This window comes from Trinickia sp. Z7, from assembly GCF_056498045.1.
This window is the reverse complement of sequence record NZ_JAUEQW010000016.1, coordinates 15,724-33,404: the sequence shown is the minus strand read 5'-3', so window position 1 is coordinate 33,404 and position 17,681 is coordinate 15,724. Positions and strand designations below refer to the sequence as shown.

The window sequence follows — 17,681 nt, the reverse complement described above, 5'->3', positions numbered from 1 at the left end:
CGAACGCTAAAACGTCACATCCTCCAATTCCAACATCGTCACGACATCCGGCTTGGTCGGCGAGAAAAAAGCGTCGTAGTTTTCGATACGATTCTTGTCGGGGCTGAAAAGTCCGTTCAAGTGAAATACCTTGCCGTCGATCCTCAGTGTGCCGTCATCTGACAACTCGTACTCGATCTTTTGCCTGGTAGCATTCGTCAAGCTATACCGCCCGACGACATTGCCGGCCTCGTCCCTCAAGACGATGCCGGCGATTTTTTCGTCTGGCTGACAAGCTGAACCATCAGCATTCACATAGCGTACTTGCGTCGGGAGAGCGAGTGCTCTGTCCGGTTCGCGCCGTATTTTCGGCTCGTTGTATTGGCCAGGTCGGATTTCATAAAATTGGCGGATACCGCTGTCATCGAGATTGACCATGCGGTAATCCGTGACGGCGGTGCTATCCGGCCCGTCCGATTTGGTGACAGACGTCCATTGCCCACACCGGAAGCCGACGTCCCAGGTCGTGCCTTCGATCTCGACCGTCTCGCGAGCGGGGCGCCTTGCCCGGAGTCCTTCGAGGCGAGCGTCAACGCGTCCGGGAGGCGCTCCCTTCGATGTTTCCGCTGACGCCGAAGCGCCGCGCTGCCCATCATGCTTCGCGCCGGCGGCAGGCCTGTCGAATTGCGGCCCGCCTATCGATGGAATGGAAGACATAATGGATCCCGAGATGGTGAGCCGTGAGCATAGGGGATGGCCATGCCCATTCGCGCTCATCGCGCGAATGCAGGTCTGGCGACGCGAAGCCCACGCGGTATGCATCGAATCGACCGCTTTGGCGGTGACATAACGAAAGGTGCATCGCGTTGCGCCTGCGTCACATCGATGTCTTCCATGCACTCACGCGCATGGGCTCGCTCTCGGTCCGGTCCGATCCGGCTTTCACATCGAACAAGAGGATTTTTGCAATGAAACACGAGGATCCAATGCGCCCCATATCGAACACCTTCGCGACGCCTCTCGACTTGTACAGAGCAATTTCGCGCGTATGGGCCTCAGACACATCGAGTCCGACCCATGCCTGGTCACCATCGAATCCTGCGCAGAATCATTGCAGCGTCACATCGCTCGTGGTGCACGACTATTTCGGTGGCGAAATTCTCACGACGCGGACATCGGGCGGTACGCACTTCTACAATTTGATCGACGGGAAAAAATGGGATCTTACGGTGAGCCAGTTCGCCGAACCGATCCCGTATGACGACACCCCTTCCACTCGCGAAGCGGCTTTGGCGGACACCTCGCAGGACAAATACGCGCTATTGGCAAAGCGACTGAAAGGCAGCGAATAGGTCGGCCGATCGGGACAGGGGCCGCAGCGACGTCTTCGTCTTTAGACCAGCACCGTTCGATACGCGCCGCCAGTCATAGCGGAATCCGCTCTCGGTCACACTTGGCCGGCGGGCGCCCGCCCTAAAAAAACACATAGGAGGCTTCAGCTAGCGCCCCGGATGCCGTTATTCATCCATCGTTCGTATTTTAGGCGGCGCATACCGATGCCTAGAGAGAGCAGCGGCTGTATCGCGTGCAATAAGGCCTCGGGAGGGCATGTTGGGACTCATCGTTGTTTACCAAAGCCGCTGTCGGAGCCTAAGTGCGAAATCGGTTGACCGCGCCGCCCAATGCTCTGAGGGAAATAATCCCGTTAAAATAGCTCGGTCGATATTGCGGGCGATATCACAAGAGCGTCGGGTGCAACCACTGATCCCGGCTGAACGTCGGTTCGCCGCATCAAACGCATGAAAGTCCAAAATTCCCGACGGTGGGCTCCGCGAGGCCGCAAACGGTGGGTGATCGCGGCGACGGCGCTTTTCGCCGCCGCGGCCATTCGATCTGTGCTTCACCCGCTGCTCGGCCCGATCATGCCGGGCACCGCCTTTCTCATCGCCGCCGTGCTCGTGGAATATTATTGCGGCCTTGCGCCGGCATTCAGCGTGATGCTCGCGGGACTCTGCCTCGCGGATTACCTGTTCGTCCCGCCGTACGGACGCATCGACATCATCGACGCGTCGGATATCCGTCTGCTGGTCTCGTACCCCCTCATCACCGTTGTGGTCATCACGCTCGTCGAGCGCTTGAGGCGCGCCCAGTTTCGCGCCGAGCTGCTGGCGTCTGTCGCGCTCTCGCGCTATGAAATGCTCCTGCGCGGCGATAACGAGCGCCTAATCGCGCGTCGTGCTACGGATGAAATGCATCGCATGCTGCATCACATCGCGCAGCACAATCAATCGCTCATTCTCATCAAGGCGCTCGATCCGGCAACGAGCGCCCCGCCCGGCAGTTTCGTCGCGACAGCGGCAACCTCCACGGCCGCCGGAATCGTCGACGACGAAGCATTTCTCACGGGTATCGCATACGGCGCCAAGCATTCGCGGGTGCATCGGGATGATCTCGCGCGCGTGAACGAGCGGCTCGTGCCGGGTCATCACCGCATGCGTTTTCTATCGAGTGGGCACGGTTGGCGCGCGGTCGAATGTGTGTGCGAACGATTCACTACGGCGTCCGGTGAGTTTCTAATCCTACGGGCGGAGGATTGACCATGAACCTTTCTCCGTTTCCCACTGCTCAGGGCGGCGATCACGCCGTTCTCCTTTTGCACGGACTGTCGAGCTCTCCGGCGGAATTGAGGTTTCTTTCCCGCGCGCTCGTCGAAGAAGGCTTCGTGACCCATACCCCCGAACTTGCTGGCTACAGCGCCGGCAGGGGGCATAGGCAAATGGAACAGTGGATCGGCGCAGCCGTCGCCGAATTTGACGCGCTTGCAGCACGACACCAACATGTCTCGGTGTGTGGCCTGTCCATGGGCGCGACGCTGGCGGCCGCCGTCGCTCAACAACGCCCGACCGCGCGGGCGTTGTTGCTGTTATCGATCACGCTCAGTTACGACGGTTGGGCGATTCCTTGGTACCGATTTCTGCTCGACTACGCCTATTACACGCCATTACGCTCGCGCTACCGTTATCGCGAGCACGAACCCTATGGCCTGCGCAACGAGGCATTGCGCTCGAAGATTGCACGCGTGATGCAGAGGGACGAAATCAGCGAAGTGGGGCCCGCATTCATTGCGATGCCAGCGCTTCACGAAGCAAGCCGGCTTGCGCGCTCGATGCGCAAGAAGCTGAAGAGCATTAGCACGGACTGCCTCATCATTCACGCGATCGACGACGAGACGTCCAGCCCGCATAACGCGCGCTTCGTCGTGGCGAACGTCGGCGCGTCGTTTCTGCGCACCATCTGGCTCGACGACTCGTACCATATGATCACATCGGACAACGAACGCGAGGTCGTCGCGCGGGAATGCGCGCTCTTCCTGCGCGAAAGCGTCGCCGCGTCGGCACCCAGCGGCAATCAAACGCCAGTCGTATCAAGGGCGCTCGCGCGGCGCCTCAGACAGTTGGCCGCCGTGGCGAGGAAAGCATGATGCTCGACATCACTTCTTTTGGACGCCGGCGGCTAGCGCTCGCAGCGGTAAGCGCGTGTTGCACGATGAGCGTCGCGCACGCCGATGAACCGAGGGCGAACGACGATTGGAAAATCTCGGTAGGGCCGGGCATGTACGTGTTCCCCAAGTTCCCCGGTTCCTCGCAGCTGCAAATGCTTCCCTTGCCCGTCCAGGACATTTCATGGAAGGACCGTGTGTTCTCCCAGGGACCGGATGTGCTCGGTGTCAACGTCCTGCATGGGGAGAACTATCACGTCGGCATGTCGTTGAGTTTCGACTTCCAGTCGCGATCGTCCTCCGACGATGCTCGCCTCAGAGGGTTGCCCGATGTGCACTATGGGCCGAAGCTGCGGCTCTTCGCCGACTACACGGTTTGGGCGTTCACCGGCGCGGTGGCGGCCTATCAGGACATCGCGGGAACGGGACAAGGTCTGATGGCGATGGCTGATCTGTTCGTCTCGGCGCCGATCGGCAACTGGCTCGTTTCGATGGGGCCGGGCCTCACCTGGGCCAACGCGACCTATACGGGAACCTTCTTCGGCATTACGCCGCAAGAAAGCGCAGCATCGGGATTGCGGCGGTACGACACCGGTTCCGGCTTGCGCGATGCGCATTTCAATGCGAGTGCGACATACAAAATCAGTGCGCACTGGTCGGCAAGCGTCCAAGCCGTTGTGGGACGCCTCGAACGTTACGCCGCAGGCAGTCCGATTACCGAGCGCCGGCTCGACCTCAACGGCATGGCGTCCGTGCTTTACCGCTTCTGATAGCAACGAAAGTCTTTCGCGCGATTTAACCGGGGAGGCGGCGATTTTCTCGCCAACGAATACGCTGCTTGCCGAGCGAAGACGAGGTTGGGATCGGCTGAGGAAGTGACCATCAATCGTTCGTCGTGGCGCTCCGAACTTCACGAAACCAGCTAGATCGTCGCGATCAGCAGTTCTTCCGCATTGGCTGGCGGACGCAGACCGTCCGTTCGCCCGCTGAAGTAGCGTTGCGTGAGGTCATCCGCCGAGACGTGACGCGCATCGCTGAAACCAGCTGCCATTGCAAGCGCGAGCATTCGAGCGGGCGTGAAAAAACTGATGAACGGAGTCCCGCTTGCCTGCGCGGCGCGAGTGGCCATTTCCAGCGCGGGCCGGACCGCGGGATCGGCCTGTTCGAGCGGAAGCAGGAACGTCATCGCGAGCGCCGAGCCTGGCGCAAGCGTAGCCACTTCACGCAGTGCAGCGCGGTTGGCCTCTTCCGTCAGATACATGCTGACGCCTGTCGATACGACGACGGCCGGCTTGCTCGCATCGAATCCGGCTGCCGCTAACGCATGCCGCCACGAATCGCCCGCCTCGAAGTCGACCGATATGAAGCGTAGCCAGTCCGGCGTGCCGAAACCCAGTTCGCTCAGGCGCCGACGCTTCCACTGCTGCGGGCCAGCCCGATCGACTTCGAAAACCGTCATCCGCGATGCGAGATCCGGGTGTCGTTGAGCAAAGCTATCGAGGCCGGCACCTAGAATCACGTACTGCGTCAATCCCTGGGCGGCGCGGCCGATGACAAGATCTTCGATGAAACGCGCGCGTGCGACGATCGATGCGCGAAATGGCCGTGTGAACGTCGGATCCATGTCGCCGCGTTGCTGCCAGTCTGGCGCAGGAGCGAGCAGTTGCAGGCCGATCGTATCGTCGAGCACATGCGGGGGCGGATCGATGGTCGCGTGGAGCGCGCGCCACAGTGCGACGCGCGCAGCGGTGCTATCGGCGCCGTCGTTCGTGCTGTCATGGGGCATCGAAGGCTCCCCGTACGGTTAGTGATCGCCCGCGTTGCCGGGCGCCTGGAGCCGCCATACGCGACCGTCGGGATCGCGCACCGTCATCTCGCGCGTTCCCCAATGCGTGTCCTCGAATGGCGTGAGCACTTCAACGCCCGCACCGGGTGAGAACTCGCGTTCGTCGGGTACGCGAATGACCACCTGAGCCTCCGGTGGATTGCTCGCAGGGACTTCCGCAATGAATAGATACGGGCCGTCGCCTTTGGTCAGCCGCCCGGATTGATGGTCTGTTTCGAACTCCAGCGTGAAACCCAGCGCCTGAAAGAACTTTGCCGCTTTGCCCCAATTGTGGGTGGTGAGGAAAACGGCCTCGATGCCGTGCTCGGGGCCACCGCGGGTTGTCTTTTCGGCCATGTTGTCACTCCTTTCCGGAAGAACGTGGTTTGGCAGTCCTTGCAGTGAGGTACTCGCGCAGCGCATCGGCGACCAAGGCCGATAGCGACTGCTCGGATTCGATCGCGTAGTGCTTTACCTCCCTAATCAAGCCGATCGGGAGGTACACGTTGAATTGCTTGACTGCGTCATCTTCGCTCATGGGGTTAGTTTGCTAGCATGCTAGTGCGATGTCAAGGGCGGTGAATTTTTGAATGGTTGCGATCGCACGGTCAGCAAGCCATGCAGCATCACGTTTTTGGCGATCGATCTTCCGCGCCGCCTTCAAGGCGCAGGTGCTACCTGCCGATAAGCACTTACGCCTTACTGGACGATCACGATGACCCACGAAGACAAAGAATTGGCCGGCAGCTCACTTCAGGCCGAATTCCTGCGCCACGAGGAAAGCCTTGCACCGCCCGGGCCCCAGCTCGGCGACGACGATCCCGCTGTTTATCGCACGCTGCTCGAATCTACCCGGGCGATCCCTTGGAAGATCGATTGGACGACGATGCAGTTCGCCTATATCGGCCCGCAGATCGAAGCGTTGCTCGGCTACGCGCCGTCTAGCTGGAAAACGGTCGAGGACTGGGTTGCGCGCATGCATCCGGACGATCGTGAGGCCGTGGTGAATTTTTGCGTTTCTCAGTCGCAAGCGGGCACCGATCACGAAGCGGACTATCGCGCACTGACGGCCGACGGCGGCTACGTGTGGATTCGCGATGTTGTACACGTCGTGCGCAAGGAGAACGGCGACGTCGACTCGTTGATCGGCTTCATGTTCGACATCAGCGAACGCAAGCGCACGGAGGAACGGCTCGCGGAACTCCAGCGCGAGCTGGAACGCTTGTCGCTGTCCGACAGTCTGACGGGCGTCGGCAACCGCCGCATGTTCGACACTGTCATCGCGCGCGAATGGGCGGGCGCGGCGGCGTCGGGCAAGCCGCTGTCGCTCGTGATGATCGACGTCGATTTCTTCAAGTCATACAACGATTATTACGGTCACCTGCAGGGCGACGAATGTCTCAAGCGCATTGCGCGTGTGCTCGACGAGGCTGCCGGGCCGAACGCGTTCCTCGGCCGGTTTGGCGGTGAGGAATTCGTGCTCGTGCTTGCGGAAACCGATGCCGATGAGGCCGTACGCGTGGCGGAGCGTTGCCGCACGCTGATCGCGGATGAAGCCATCGCGCACCTGCGCTCGCCTCACAGCCAGCGAGTCACGGCGAGCTTCGGAGTGGGCACGGTGGTGCCCAACGAAGGCATCGACATCATGGCGTTCATCAATCTAACGGATGCGCAGCTCTATCAGGCCAAGGACCAGGGACGCAACCGCATTTCGGCGGTGGACCGCGCAGGGATCGGCGGGGAGGGGTTCAAGCTGCAGTCGCGCTGAGCGTTTGATGGTGCGGTGAGCCTTCGGGCGTATGTGCGCTTCACGCAAGTCGAGCGAGGGTAGTGCCGTCGATGGTCGGGTTGTTGGGGCGATGGCCGGTAAAAGCAATTGACGCGTCATGAAACTAGATGCGCCGCGCGAGCGCACCGGCCAGAAAATCGGTCGCACTGCGCACGCGGGTCGATACAAAGCGTCGCTTGGGCCAAACGAGGCTCACTTCCCTAGGCTGTTGCAAAAAATCGTCGAGGACCGTAACGATGTCCGGGTGCCGGAACTCACCCACCAGCGAAGCGCGGTTAAACATGCCTATGCCGACTCCGGCCAGCACGCCTGCAAGAATCGTTTCGACGCTATTGGACGACAGGTTGCCGCGCACCTGCACATTGAACTGGCCCTCCGGCCCGACGAAAGGCCACTCCGTCATCTCGCCATAGACCAGGCAGTTGTGGTCCGCGAGTTCGGCAGGAGTACGGGGTACACCACACTTCTCAAAGTAACGGCGCGATCCGGCGCACACGAGCGAGGTCGAAGCCACACGACGCACCACCGAATCGGGCTCCTCGATGGGGCTCACTCGAATCGCAAGATCGATCCTGTCCTCCACCATATCGCGTACGGCGTCGGACAGAACCATATCGATCCGCAAGCCAGGATGTTGCGCCAGCAAGGCGGGAATGAGTGGCAGCACGTGCAGTCGACCGAACGTCGAGGGTGCAGCAATCCGGATGAGCCCCGAAACGTCGAGCGTGGCGCTGGTTAACTCGCTATCCGCAACTTGGATTTCGTCCACCAATGGCCGCGTGCGCTCGTAGTAAAGCTGCCCTTGAACGGTCAGCGTCACCTTGCGGGTGCTACGGTGGAGCAGCGCCACACCGAGCCGTTTTTCCAGCGCATTTACGGCTTTACTGATGGCAGACTGTGACTCGCCGATCCTGCGCGCGGCCGCAGAAAAGCCGCCCGCCTCGACGACGGCGATAAACGCGTTCAATTCGTGAAACCGATCCATTGCACGACTCCGGCTGCATGCACGCCGCAATTAATTCCAGATTGGAATAGGTCTTATGGTGGCCGACGTAATTATCATTCGATCTAGCCGCAATTACCATTCTCCGCATGCCAACTCTGTGCAGGAGAATAAGCGTGAACTATCCGATCATCGGTTTCGGCGCGGTGGGGCAAGCCTTGGCGCGCGTCTTTGCCCGCAAAAGCATTGAAGTCGCTGTAGCCAGTCGGCGGCGGCAGGCGCGTCGTGTGCCTATCCAGTGGGAATTCCCATGCACGAAATAATCAAGTGGCCCGAGGAGATGAAACCGAGCCGCTCTCCGATCCATTTCACCAACGAGCTCGAGGTCTCGGCATCCGTCGAAACGATCTGGTCCCTGCTAACCGATTTCGCGTCCTGGCCAGCTTTCTATCCCGGCGTCCAGCATGTGCAGTCGCTCGATGGCGGCGAGAGCTTTGGCCTCGGTACGAGATTCGAGACGAACCTCGCGGGCCAGGACGTCTTCGCATCCGTGCAGGAGTTCGAGCCGATGACCCGCATTGCGTGGGGCGGCTATCCAAAGGTCTCGGAAACGTCCATGGCCTATCACGCCTGGATCATCACGCCGACGGCACGCGGATGCCATCTATGGACCGAGGAGACGATGCAGGGACCGCACTGGCTAGAACTCGCGAAGCAGGCACCTGACGTGTTCTGGCTCACCCACGAGAAGCTGCTCAGGAACCTCGCCGAAATCGCCACGGCGCGTGAGCGTTCCGACGGCTAACGCTGCTGAAAAACGGAGATCCGATACATGATCGACAAAGTCAACTGGCCGGAACGTTATGACCCGCGTACGTCGGCAATTTACGCGCTCAACGACATCGACGTGAAAGCACCGCCTGAAGTGGTCTGGAAACTGCTCGTCGACGCCGAGCGCTGGTCGCGCTACTTCCCGGCCGAGGATCAGGTCAGGATACGGTCCGGCGAGCCGGAACTCGCGCTTGGCACACGCTACCGCCGTGTGACGGTCGGCTTTCCGATGTCGCTCGTCGTCACTGAATGCGAGCCGAACCGGCGACTCGCGTGGGCAACGACGGTCGATGGCGATGAAAGCGGTTCAAGCGCGTATCACGGCTGGGTGATCACGCCGACCCAAGGTGGTTGTCATCTGCTGACCGAAGAGACGCAACAAGGTCCGTTCTTCGTGGAACTGATCGGCAGGACGCATCCCGGTGCGCTCTATCGCTACCACCAAGAATGGGTCGAATGCATCGCACGAGCCGCTGAAGCGGAAGTAACACGGAGATAAACGCCATGAAGATCGAACTCAATGGCCGCAAGGCAATCGTAACGGGCTCCACCGCCGGCATTGGTCGCGCGATTGCCGAAGGGCTGGCGCGCGCAGGCGCTGCCGTCGTAGTCAACGGCCGGACCCAGGAGCGTGTCGATGCCGCGCTCCATGAAATGCGCGCCATCCTGCCGAACGCGGAACTGACCGGCGTCGCTGCCGACGTTGCGACATCCGAAGGCTGCGCGGCTTTGTTCTCACAAGTGCCGGTGGCCGATATTCTCGTCAATAACGCAGGGACAGCGCGGCTGAACGACTTTTTTGCACAGGACGACAGCGAATGGCTAGATCTCTTCCAACTCAACGTGATGAGCGGCGTTCGCACCGCGCGCTATTACGTGCCCAAAATGACGGAGCTGGGCTGGGGGCGCGTCGTGTTCGTCAGCAGCGAGTCGGGGCTGAACATCCCGAAAGAAATGATCGACTACGGCGTGACCAAGACCGCGATGCTTGCGGTGTCGCGGGGGCTAGCCGAACTTGTTGCCGGCACGGGCGTGACCATCAATGCCGTGCTGCCCGGCCCGACCAACTCCGAAATCCTTTCGAACTGGATGAGGGCGACAGCACAAGAGCAGGGGATCACGCAGGAGCAGGCTGAGCAACAGTTTCTGAAGAGTGCACGGCCAACGTCGCTGATCAACCGTTTCGCCACTACGAACGAAGTTGCAAACATGGTTGTCTACGCGTGCTCGGAGCAGGCGTCGGCAACGACGGGCGCGGCGTTACGCGTGGATGGTGGCGTGGTTCGGACAATTGGATGAGACAACGGCTGGCGATGAACGGTGAAAGGCTGCTGATGGCCGCGATCGGTCCCATGTAGCCCCGGCGAACGCCCGCGATGCAGCACAGCTCGCGTCCGGCCGCACGCGACCCAGAGGCGTCACTCCACCCCGCGACGCTTCGATGGCAGCTACCCGACTACAACGACCACTTGGCACAGGCCCGTCTGGCGACGGGCGCTCCGATCTTTCGGAATGGACAAATGCAACGGGAGTCATTGTAGTGTGTTGCATTACAGGCTACAATGGCGTTCATGATCAAAACCTTCCGACATAAAAGGCTCGAACGGTTTTTCATGAAAGGCAGCAAGGCCGGAATCCAACCGCATCACGCGACGCGCCTTCGTATCCAGCTAACGGCTCTGAATTCAGCCACAAAGCCGGACGACATGAACGCTGCGGGCTGGAAATTGCATTCGCTCGAAGACGATCTGAAAGGGCATTGGTCGATTTGGGTCAACGGAAACTGGCGGCTGACCTTCACGTTCGAAGGTACGGACGCAATCCTGGTCGATTACCAGGACTATCATTAAGGTGATTGTTATGACGATGATGCACAATCCTGCGCACCCAGGCGAGGTGCTGCGGGAATGGATCCCTGAGGACATGACCGTGGGGCAGGCGGCGCAGGCGTTGCAGATCAACCGCGTTACGCTGTCCAACGTGCTGAACGGCAAGTCGGGCGTGACGGCCAGTTTCGCGCTTAGGCTTGCCGCGTGGCTCGGCACGTCGCCCGAAATGTGGGTCGGCATGCAGGCGCAATGGGATTTGTGGCAGGCGCTGCAGCAGCCTACCCCGAAGATTAAACCGCTTCCTCGGCACGCGGCTTGATGCAATGATCCCGCACCTTGTCGGCATCATGCCGAATGCAGTGTTCTTCCGAGGCGTGTTCCCTCGCGCAGCCATTGTTCGCCCGACCGGAGGCGCGCCCGCGTAAGCGCGCCTCAGATCCCGAGGAATGCGTTATCGATCTACGGCAGATCGATTTATGTGGCAATGTCAGTAACGCCCCATTTTGGCCAGCAAAAACGAGTTCTACGCGGTGTTTTCGGAAGGACGCAGCCGACCCATCTCTGCCCTTGCACGTCTCATCCTGTAACCGGCGGCTGCGGAGACCCAGCGGTCATTGGTTTATTCGCGACAGCCGGCACCTCTTCGGCGACTGCCGCCGACACCGCAGTTACGAGGTTCCGATCAGCACGTCGGCAGGAATATGCAGCCCATCGTGCAGCTTGCGGATCATGGCGAGGCTCAACGCGCGCCGGCCGGCCAGCACCTCATACACGCGGTTGCTGTTCCCGATGTACGGCTGCATGTCGGGGACCGACAGGCCCGCCTGTTCCATCCGAAATTTGATCGCGTCGATCGGGTTCGGCGCCGCCATCGGGAAGTGCTCAGCCTCATACTTCTCGACGAGGATCGCCAGAATCTCCAACTCGTCGCCTTCCGGTGTGCCCGGAGCAGGATCCATGTCGACGAGCGCGGACACCGCCTTCAGGGCGGCCTCGTAATCGGCCACGGTTCGAATCGGGTGAATGTCCATCTCGTTACTCCATTTCTACGGTTGCCGCATCGACCTTGTCGTATTCCGCGTGCGTGCCGACAAACTTCACATACACCACGCCGATCTGGTAGGCCACCGCGACGATCAACCGGAAGTCGTTGCCCTTGATGTTAAAAACCACGCGGTTCCGACCGACGAAGCTGGCGCTGGCGTACTGGTCCTTAATGTTCTGCGGGGTCTTCCAGTTGGCCTTCGACGCTTCCGCGTGCCACGCTAACAACGGCTGTTCGGCTTGCGCGTGACGCGCGATGAAGTCAAGCAAGGTTCTTTTGGCAACGATTCGCATGCCTTGCATTTTAGTCCCAATTTGGGACTGGTGCAACACTGCCTGGAAATGCCAGCTGCGGGCCAGCCCCGTCGATTGGGCGCGTCGGCGCGGTCTGGGGAACGCTCGAAAACGATATATACTGTTTATATCGTTTATCAATCACGAGGGGAATATGAGCGAAACCAGCATCCGCAATCCTGCAAAAAAGGTCGTTCGCATTCCCAAGAATGCAAACGGCCATGCGAAAGACAACGGCAAGCAAGCGCACGAAGCAACGACGCCGACGGCCGAAGTCGCGGTTACGAAACCGGCTCTGACCAAGGTTGCAAAGCAGAAGCGCGCCGTAGTCGCCGAGCCGACGTCAGCTGCGCCCACCGCTGAAGTGAAAGTGAAGCGCCTGAAGAAAGAAAAGGTCGTGCGTGACAGCTTCACAATGCCGAAATCCGACTACGAAAAAATCGCAGCGCTGAAGCAGAAATGTCTTGATGCAGGTGTGTCGGTGAAAAAGAGCGAAATACTGCGGGCTGGCCTGCTCCTGCTCGAATCGACCACGTCCAAGTGTATTCGCCATGCTGCGCGACGGCACCATTTACCAACCCAAAGCCACCCCTAATGCTTGACGAAAGACATAGGGGCACCCCCCCGTGTCCCAGTTCGACCCGCAAGAGACCGTCATGTCGCCCCGAAGCAGCCGTTCAGTTCCGCGCAGATTTGCATGGAGCAACAGTCGCCTGGGGCCGGCGCTCCTTATATTGCTTGTTCAACGAATTTCCGCGGCGTATGAACGCTGATATGCGACGAATTCCATCGAATTACCGTAGCGAACAGATCGTCAAGTTTGTACGGCGCAACGATATGAATCATCCGGCCGAAGGTCGGCTCTAGGCCGGGCCTGCAGAGTTACCCTCAAGTTTCCGACACTGCGTGCCGTATACGCGTCTTGCGAATGAGCATAACGGAAAACTACGAGACATGCGAAAACTCAATTTTTTTGTGGCCGTAACGACGATGTCCATCTTGTCGGGATGCGGTGCCCTAGGTCCTTCGCCGTACAAAGAACCAATGGAAGGCGACACGGCTACCCTCGTGTTCAAGAAGGGCGGCCATATGTTGGTGATACCTAACATTTATTCTGGAGCGGCCGAATGCACCGATAGAACTAAGCTGCCGCCCATTCCCGATGATGGGGAAATTTCGCGTCGAATTGTGGCGGGGCGCCCGCTCTCGTTTTCTCTTTCACGCACAGAGAACTATCTGTCAGCAGGCTGTATAGCTACGGTCACATTTTCGCCCGAGCCGAATCACCGCTACGTCGCTCAGGTGAGGGGTCATGGGTTCACGTGCCATATAGACTTGGTCGATGCAGGAAAGCCGGGCGACGAATATATCCCGTCCATGACGGTGCCCAAATCAGACCGCACATGGCGCCGCCCCTTGAGCGAGCGGGGGCCGTTCTGCACAGATTAGCCCTTCGGCGAAAAGCGAATACTTGTCTTGCATCACCGGTATTCCTGGCCTCATCAGCAGTGTGCGCTCTATTTTGGAAGGGGCTCCAAGGCGAGATCGCTGGGGTAGCGATCTCTCATGCTCCGACGGACAAGATATCCTGACTGCGAAGTCACATTTCTGAATAGGGTGTAACCTGCACTCGTCGTTGCGCCAGGGCGACCGTGCATAAAGCTCCAATACCGATCGTCTTCGTCCAGGCAGGCAACCGCATGAATGATCGAATCAGAGGTCGCGTTCGCCAGTGAGTTCGCGAACGAGCCGGCGAGCGAGCGGCACATGTCCAAATGAAATACCCGATGGCTCTCTTCAACCACGACCGTTGCGGTGCGACCTTCACCAAAGGCGATGTCGATGGTTTTATTCTTCATCGCGTCGTCACCGGTTGTGTCGGACACGACATATCGTCCCTGGAACTCAGTCGAATAGTCGTCGGATACGATTTGAGCAGTACTGCATCCGCCCAACAGAACCGCGCAAGCGCATCCAGTCGTGAAGGCTTGAAGCAGCTTGACCAGTAAGTTCTCGTTCATCAAATCTCCGCGTAGTTTTCCATGTGGTATTCAGCCCAATGTAATGTCGACGCGCCGCGAAAAAACTTGAGGTCCAAGGAGACTACCGCTGCCCTCGGCAACGCATGCCGCAGACGCCCGTCATCGATCGCTTCTTTTCGGCTCGAGTATGAATCGTCTCCCTTAGCGCGTGCATGCCCCAGTGACTCTAATCCGTCGTCGCTAGTCGTATCCGTTTTGTTAGCCCACCAGCGAGAATTCCCGTGGCGGCGCTTCTTAGTGCGACGAATGCTCTGCTCTAACTAGACCACAAGCAAATCGAACGGTGAAATCGGTTATGCGCTAGCGGAGCCGGCCGACCACTTTGGGATGCTATCGGTGACTGACCGCTCCTGTCCGAGGTTGTGTGAAAACTCCCGCCGAACGCACCGTTTGACAAGCTCGGCTCGCCAGATGGCCGCGTACGAGCTCCGGAGCGGTTCGAGAGGGGGTAAAGCGATACCCGAAAACCGGATAGTTTCGAGTTTTCACACAGCCTCGGCCGATCAGCGCCGTACGCCATCCGTCCAGGGAAATCCACCCTTTGCGGTAGACCGCCCATCGGCCATTCCCGCCATCCCATTGATCGCCGCCCCCGCTCCGATAGCTTGAGACAAGCCGATCCCCATCGGCCTCCTCACGCTCGGAGCCTCGGTCATGATCACGCTTCCCCGCCTCTTGCTTCCCCGCACTCGCACGCCGTCGCTGATCGCGCTGCTCGGCCTGCTGTCGCTGATGCTGCTTTTCGTCGCGGCGCCCGCGCATGCGGCCGACCTGTTTTCCCCTGTGCCCGGCGACATGTCGATGAAGCTCTTCGTGAAGCCGCTCTTCGGGCCGGTCGTTGACGGAAGCTCAAGCCCGTTGAGCGGGATCCTCGGTGCGTTCAACGCCGGCGTCCTGTTCTTGGGCGGCATCTTCGCGGGCTACACGATCATCGCCGGCACCATGTCCACGGCGCACGACGGCGCGCTGCTCGGCAAGAAGTGGAGCACGATGTGGATCCCCGTCCGCACGAGCGTGGGCACCGCCGCGATCCTTCCCACGATGAAGGGCTTCTGCGCAGCCCAGGCGATCGTTGTTTGGCTGGCGATCCAGGGCATCGGTCTGGCGGACACGGTGTGGTCTCAGTTTGCCTCCAATCCCCTCGGCTCCGACGGTCAGGTCTACACCGGCGTGGACATGACATCGAACGTGCGCAAGCTCGCGACGAGCCTGCTCTTGGCCAACGTCTGCGCCGAGTCAGCCAACCAGGCGATTGCGAAAGACCGCGCCTCGGGCGGCATGGGTGCGCGCGTCTTCGGGTCGATGACCTTCGGTCCGACGCCCTTCTCGAACACCTCGCCTTCAGGCCAGGTGCAAACGGGCTACACCTACGGCGAGACCAGCGACCGGCTCGGGCTGCAAGCCGCGTGCGGCTCCGTGACCCTGACGCTGTCAGCGCCGCCATCGAAGAGCGGCATCGAGCCGACCGGCCAAACCCAGGAACAGCTCATCAACGTGCAGAACGTCACGGCGACCGTCGAGAAAGCGCACCAGACCGCCCTGCCCGCTCTGCAAGCAGCGATGAACGCCCTGGCGAAGCAGATCGTCGATCCGAACAGCAGCGTATCGGCGCAGCAAGCCGCCGCCGCGATTGACGTCGGCGTGAACGCCTACGCCCAGGCCATCGCCAAGATCGGCAAGGCCGCGGCTGCGCAGCAGGTCGATGCGGACTACATCAACGCAATGCGTGCCGACGGGTGGGCCTACGCGGGCCTCTACTACGTCAAGATCGTGAAGGCCCAGTCCGACATCGCCGCAGCTATCAGCGCGATCCCGGCGTCCCAAGGCATGTCGAGCGCGAGCCGCACAGCGCTGTCGCTTTTCGTGGACGACATCGACGTCAACTTGAACAAGGCGAACGACATCCTGGCGCAGAACAACGCGGGCGGTGGCAGCGGTGCGGATCGGATCATCGCGTGGTTTGCGACCGGCAAATCGGTCGTGGACTCGACGCTCAGCGGTGGTGGCCAGGTCAACGCGAACCCCCTGCTCGCCGTGGTCGAGCTCGGCCACTCGATGATGTGGTGGGGCGAAGGCGCATTCACCGCAGCGTCGTCTGTGTCGCTGCTTGGCGTCATTCCACGCGTCAGCAACGTCATGCAGCTCGTCTACACGATCATTTCCGGCCCATTCGCCTTGATGTTTTCGGTGCTCGTCGGCGGTGGCGCGATGCTCGCGGTCTATCTGCCAATGATCCCGACGCTGATGTGGTACACCGCCGTTTTCTCGTGGGTCGTGACGCTGGCTGAAGCGGTGATCGCCGCGCCGATCTGGATGTGCATGCACCTGCACCCGGCGGGTGAAGAAACCGGGAAAGCTTCGTCCGGGTACTCGCTCATCCTGTCGCTGACCGTGCGCCCGGCGCTGATGGTTTTGGGGCTTTGCATGGCGATCGAAATCCTGCCCTTGGCCGGCGGGTTCGTCATGGGCACGTTCGCCATCGCTTTCCACATGAGCGTTACGTCGGGCCACTTCGCCGGGCTGTTCATCACGCTGGCCGGCTGCGTCATGTTCGTGACGACCATGGTCTTGATCATCCGCAAAACCTTCTCGCTCATCCACGTCATTCCGGACCAGATCTTGACGTGGATCGGCAACGGCGCGGGCCAGCTCGGCTCGACGATCAAGGAAATGGACGGGACCGCGCACAACAAGATGGCGGCGGCGTTCTCGCACACGACCAAGGTGGCCGGCGCCGCTGGCGGTGGATTGGGTAACGCACTCGGACGGGATCCAAACGGCAAGGGAAAAGGCGGCGGATCGAAGCCGGACCGCGATCCAGGCATCGCGATCGGGCCGCGCGAGCCGGAAGTCGATGATCCGGCTGGCAAAAATGACGAGGCGAAGGGCAAGCCGGGCCAGAGCGTTGCGGGCGACGAGGGCAGTCTGAGCGAGGCGCGGAGGGCGGCGAAGGATGCGGAGGGAGGTGCGGCCGGAAGCAGCGCTCGTGGCGATGAGGCTCCTGTTGCACGTGAGGCGAAGGTGTCGAGCCAAGAACCGGAGCACGGTGCGGCGCCGACCCGCGAATCGCAGTCGCCCAAGGAGAGGCCGGCTGAACGCGAGAGCATCGCCCAGGTGACGGGGCGCCCGGTCACAGAGCGTAAGACTACCTTGGCGGAAGACCTCGCAGCGTTTCAGGCATCGCTGGAAAGCCAAGTGGCGCGAGACAGAAACGACAACGATGCCGCCCAATGAAAGGCACATGACGACCCCGTTCTGCCGTTCAACTTTCCCGAGAGCGGCCGTTCGTGCGCCCGATATTTTCCTAGAGGAAGCTTTGCTATGATCGTCGGCAACACGTTGATTGGAAGTGGAAAGTGGGCATCACGTACCGTTTCATTGACGACCCCGCGAGGGAGTCGCCCATCATACAGTGGTTTCGCCAGCTAGCCGAACCACCGCTCGAAGTGGAGACCGAGCGCTCGCGAGTTTTATATTTTAGGGAGTCGGGCCCATTGCAATACGCTGAGGACGGTTCGATCGATCCTCAAACTTCACCAATTGTGATCGTGGTCCTGCCACGAGTAACACACCGAGCATTGTGGACCGTTGGCGAGGTCCATTTCC

Annotated in this window: 21 protein-coding genes; 13 read left to right on the top strand and 8 right to left on the bottom strand. The window is 60.4% G+C overall.

Features of this window, described 5'->3' with window-relative positions; translation table 11 throughout:
• Positions 1 to 6 precede the first annotated feature (6 nt).
• The gene (locus tag QQS38_RS22005; RefSeq protein WP_479647473.1) at positions 7 to 696 is read right to left on the bottom strand and encodes a hypothetical protein; all 690 of its coding nucleotides are present in this window, start codon (positions 694 to 696) and stop codon (positions 7 to 9) included.
• Between the two features lie 251 nt (positions 697 to 947).
• Here QQS38_RS22005 and QQS38_RS22000 point away from each other — a divergent pair, with 251 nt between their 5' ends.
• The 4 genes from QQS38_RS22000 (at position 948) to QQS38_RS21985 (ending at position 4,248) form a co-directional block, all read left to right on the top strand.
• Positions 948 to 1,331 carry a YunG family protein gene (locus QQS38_RS22000; protein WP_479647472.1) on the top strand — a complete coding sequence of 128 codons (384 nt, stop codon included), beginning with the start codon at positions 948 to 950 and terminating at the stop codon, positions 1,329 to 1,331.
• Between the two features lie 447 nt (positions 1,332 to 1,778).
• Entirely contained in the window at positions 1,779 to 2,576 is a 798-nt protein-coding gene (locus QQS38_RS21995; protein ID WP_479647471.1) for a DUF4118 domain-containing protein, read from the top strand.
• A 2-nt stretch (positions 2,577 to 2,578) separates the two neighbouring features.
• A complete protein-coding gene (locus QQS38_RS21990) occupies positions 2,579 to 3,460 on the top strand; it encodes an alpha/beta hydrolase (RefSeq protein WP_479647470.1) in 882 nt (293 codons plus the stop codon).
• Complete coding sequence (locus QQS38_RS21985; protein WP_479647469.1) at positions 3,457 to 4,248, top strand: MipA/OmpV family protein; 792 nt, start codon at positions 3,457 to 3,459, stop codon at positions 4,246 to 4,248. The genes QQS38_RS21990 and QQS38_RS21985 overlap by 4 nt, the downstream gene beginning before the upstream one ends.
• A 152-nt stretch (positions 4,249 to 4,400) precedes the next feature.
• Here QQS38_RS21985 and QQS38_RS21980 read toward each other — a convergent pair whose 3' ends face one another.
• From QQS38_RS21980 to QQS38_RS21970, 3 genes are read right to left on the bottom strand one after another with little or no spacing between them, the layout of a single operon-like run.
• Positions 4,401 to 5,264 (bottom strand): class I SAM-dependent methyltransferase, encoded by an 864-nt coding sequence (locus tag QQS38_RS21980; RefSeq protein WP_479647468.1) that lies wholly within the window; start codon positions 5,262 to 5,264, stop codon positions 4,401 to 4,403.
• Positions 5,265 to 5,282: 18 nt separating this feature from the next.
• Complete coding sequence (locus QQS38_RS21975) at positions 5,283 to 5,660, bottom strand: VOC family protein (RefSeq protein WP_479647467.1); 378 nt, start codon at positions 5,658 to 5,660, stop codon at positions 5,283 to 5,285.
• Between the two features lie 4 nt (positions 5,661 to 5,664).
• Entirely contained in the window at positions 5,665 to 5,841 is a 177-nt protein-coding gene (locus QQS38_RS21970; RefSeq protein ID WP_479647466.1) for a CopG family transcriptional regulator, read from the bottom strand.
• Positions 5,842 to 6,018: 177 nt separating this feature from the next.
• On the opposite strand from QQS38_RS21970, the gene QQS38_RS21965 reads away from it, so the two are divergent.
• On the top strand, positions 6,019 to 7,071 hold the full coding sequence (locus QQS38_RS21965; RefSeq protein ID WP_479647465.1) for a sensor domain-containing diguanylate cyclase: 1,053 nt from the start codon (positions 6,019 to 6,021) through the stop codon (positions 7,069 to 7,071).
• A 124-nt stretch (positions 7,072 to 7,195) separates the two neighbouring features.
• Here the strand turns inward: QQS38_RS21965 and QQS38_RS21960 are convergent, their stop codons facing one another.
• Positions 7,196 to 8,077: a LysR family transcriptional regulator gene (locus tag QQS38_RS21960; RefSeq protein ID WP_479647464.1), complete on the bottom strand. Its 882-nt coding sequence runs from the start codon at positions 8,075 to 8,077 to the stop codon at positions 7,196 to 7,198.
• 134 nt (positions 8,078 to 8,211) lie between these two features.
• Between QQS38_RS21960 and QQS38_RS21955 the strand changes: the two genes are divergently transcribed.
• The 6 genes from QQS38_RS21955 to QQS38_RS21930 all read left to right on the top strand — a co-directional run bounded on the left by QQS38_RS21955 (position 8,212) and on the right by QQS38_RS21930 (position 11,014).
• Positions 8,212 to 8,358 (top strand): NAD(P)-binding domain-containing protein, encoded by a 147-nt coding sequence (locus tag QQS38_RS21955; RefSeq protein ID WP_479647463.1) that lies wholly within the window; start codon positions 8,212 to 8,214, stop codon positions 8,356 to 8,358.
• 17 nt (positions 8,359 to 8,375) lie between these two features.
• Positions 8,376 to 8,840: an SRPBCC domain-containing protein gene (locus tag QQS38_RS21950; RefSeq protein WP_479647462.1), complete on the top strand. Its 465-nt coding sequence runs from the start codon at positions 8,376 to 8,378 to the stop codon at positions 8,838 to 8,840.
• Positions 8,841 to 8,867: 27 nt separating this feature from the next.
• Positions 8,868 to 9,365 carry an SRPBCC domain-containing protein gene (locus QQS38_RS21945; RefSeq protein WP_479647461.1) on the top strand — a complete coding sequence of 166 codons (498 nt, stop codon included), beginning with the start codon at positions 8,868 to 8,870 and terminating at the stop codon, positions 9,363 to 9,365.
• A 5-nt stretch (positions 9,366 to 9,370) separates the two neighbouring features.
• Positions 9,371 to 10,165 (top strand): SDR family NAD(P)-dependent oxidoreductase, encoded by a 795-nt coding sequence (locus QQS38_RS21940; protein ID WP_479647460.1) that lies wholly within the window; start codon positions 9,371 to 9,373, stop codon positions 10,163 to 10,165.
• 272 nt (positions 10,166 to 10,437) lie between these two features.
• Positions 10,438 to 10,716: a type II toxin-antitoxin system RelE/ParE family toxin gene (locus QQS38_RS21935; protein WP_479647459.1), complete on the top strand. Its 279-nt coding sequence runs from the start codon at positions 10,438 to 10,440 to the stop codon at positions 10,714 to 10,716.
• Between the two features lie 10 nt (positions 10,717 to 10,726).
• Entirely contained in the window at positions 10,727 to 11,014 is a 288-nt protein-coding gene (locus QQS38_RS21930) for a HigA family addiction module antitoxin (RefSeq protein WP_206956137.1), read from the top strand.
• A gap of 349 nt (positions 11,015 to 11,363) precedes the next feature.
• On the opposite strand, the gene QQS38_RS21925 is transcribed toward QQS38_RS21930, so the two are convergent.
• Together QQS38_RS21925 and QQS38_RS21920 are read right to left on the bottom strand one after the other, a co-directional pair.
• On the bottom strand, positions 11,364 to 11,726 hold the full coding sequence (locus tag QQS38_RS21925) for a helix-turn-helix domain-containing protein (protein WP_479647458.1): 363 nt from the start codon (positions 11,724 to 11,726) through the stop codon (positions 11,364 to 11,366).
• A 4-nt stretch (positions 11,727 to 11,730) separates the two neighbouring features.
• Positions 11,731 to 12,033 carry a type II toxin-antitoxin system HigB family toxin gene (locus tag QQS38_RS21920; protein WP_479647523.1) on the bottom strand — a complete coding sequence of 101 codons (303 nt, stop codon included), beginning with the start codon at positions 12,031 to 12,033 and terminating at the stop codon, positions 11,731 to 11,733.
• Positions 12,034 to 12,187: 154 nt separating this feature from the next.
• Between QQS38_RS21920 and QQS38_RS21915 the strand changes: the two genes are divergently transcribed.
• Positions 12,188 to 12,628 carry a hypothetical protein gene (locus tag QQS38_RS21915; protein ID WP_479647457.1) on the top strand — a complete coding sequence of 147 codons (441 nt, stop codon included), beginning with the start codon at positions 12,188 to 12,190 and terminating at the stop codon, positions 12,626 to 12,628.
• Positions 12,629 to 13,550: 922 nt separating this feature from the next.
• On the opposite strand, the gene QQS38_RS21910 is transcribed toward QQS38_RS21915, so the two are convergent.
• On the bottom strand, positions 13,551 to 14,054 hold the full coding sequence (locus QQS38_RS21910; RefSeq protein ID WP_479647456.1) for a hypothetical protein: 504 nt from the start codon (positions 14,052 to 14,054) through the stop codon (positions 13,551 to 13,553).
• A 675-nt stretch (positions 14,055 to 14,729) separates the two neighbouring features.
• Here QQS38_RS21910 and QQS38_RS21905 point away from each other — a divergent pair.
• Positions 14,730 to 17,309, top strand: a complete 2,580-nt coding sequence (locus tag QQS38_RS21905) for a DotA/TraY family protein (protein ID WP_479647455.1) — start codon at positions 14,730 to 14,732, stop codon at positions 17,307 to 17,309.
• Positions 17,310 to 17,681 lie beyond the last annotated feature (372 nt).

Coding starts and splice junctions, on each gene's coding strand:
- QQS38_RS22005 (WP_479647473.1), bottom strand. CDS start 696: ATGTCTTCCATTCCATCGATAGGCGGGCCGCAATTCGACAGGCCTGCC.
- QQS38_RS22000 (WP_479647472.1), top strand. CDS start 948: ATGAAACACGAGGATCCAATGCGCCCCATATCGAACACCTTCGCGACG.
- QQS38_RS21995 (WP_479647471.1), top strand. CDS start 1,779: ATGAAAGTCCAAAATTCCCGACGGTGGGCTCCGCGAGGCCGCAAACGG.
- QQS38_RS21990 (WP_479647470.1), top strand. CDS start 2,579: ATGAACCTTTCTCCGTTTCCCACTGCTCAGGGCGGCGATCACGCCGTT.
- QQS38_RS21985 (WP_479647469.1), top strand. CDS start 3,457: ATGATGCTCGACATCACTTCTTTTGGACGCCGGCGGCTAGCGCTCGCA.
- QQS38_RS21980 (WP_479647468.1), bottom strand. CDS start 5,264: ATGCCCCATGACAGCACGAACGACGGCGCCGATAGCACCGCTGCGCGC.
- QQS38_RS21975 (WP_479647467.1), bottom strand. CDS start 5,660: ATGGCCGAAAAGACAACCCGCGGTGGCCCCGAGCACGGCATCGAGGCC.
- QQS38_RS21970 (WP_479647466.1), bottom strand. CDS start 5,841: ATGAGCGAAGATGACGCAGTCAAGCAATTCAACGTGTACCTCCCGATC.
- QQS38_RS21965 (WP_479647465.1), top strand. CDS start 6,019: ATGACCCACGAAGACAAAGAATTGGCCGGCAGCTCACTTCAGGCCGAA.
- QQS38_RS21960 (WP_479647464.1), bottom strand. CDS start 8,077: ATGGATCGGTTTCACGAATTGAACGCGTTTATCGCCGTCGTCGAGGCG.
- QQS38_RS21950 (WP_479647462.1), top strand. CDS start 8,376: ATGAAACCGAGCCGCTCTCCGATCCATTTCACCAACGAGCTCGAGGTC.
- QQS38_RS21945 (WP_479647461.1), top strand. CDS start 8,868: ATGATCGACAAAGTCAACTGGCCGGAACGTTATGACCCGCGTACGTCG.
- QQS38_RS21940 (WP_479647460.1), top strand. CDS start 9,371: ATGAAGATCGAACTCAATGGCCGCAAGGCAATCGTAACGGGCTCCACC.
- QQS38_RS21935 (WP_479647459.1), top strand. CDS start 10,438: ATGATCAAAACCTTCCGACATAAAAGGCTCGAACGGTTTTTCATGAAA.
- QQS38_RS21930 (WP_206956137.1), top strand. CDS start 10,727: ATGACGATGATGCACAATCCTGCGCACCCAGGCGAGGTGCTGCGGGAA.
- QQS38_RS21925 (WP_479647458.1), bottom strand. CDS start 11,726: ATGGACATTCACCCGATTCGAACCGTGGCCGATTACGAGGCCGCCCTG.
- QQS38_RS21920 (WP_479647523.1), bottom strand. CDS start 12,033: ATGCGAATCGTTGCCAAAAGAACCTTGCTTGACTTCATCGCGCGTCAC.
- QQS38_RS21915 (WP_479647457.1), top strand. CDS start 12,188: ATGAGCGAAACCAGCATCCGCAATCCTGCAAAAAAGGTCGTTCGCATT.
- QQS38_RS21910 (WP_479647456.1), bottom strand. CDS start 14,054: ATGAACGAGAACTTACTGGTCAAGCTGCTTCAAGCCTTCACGACTGGA.
- QQS38_RS21905 (WP_479647455.1), top strand. CDS start 14,730: ATGATCACGCTTCCCCGCCTCTTGCTTCCCCGCACTCGCACGCCGTCG.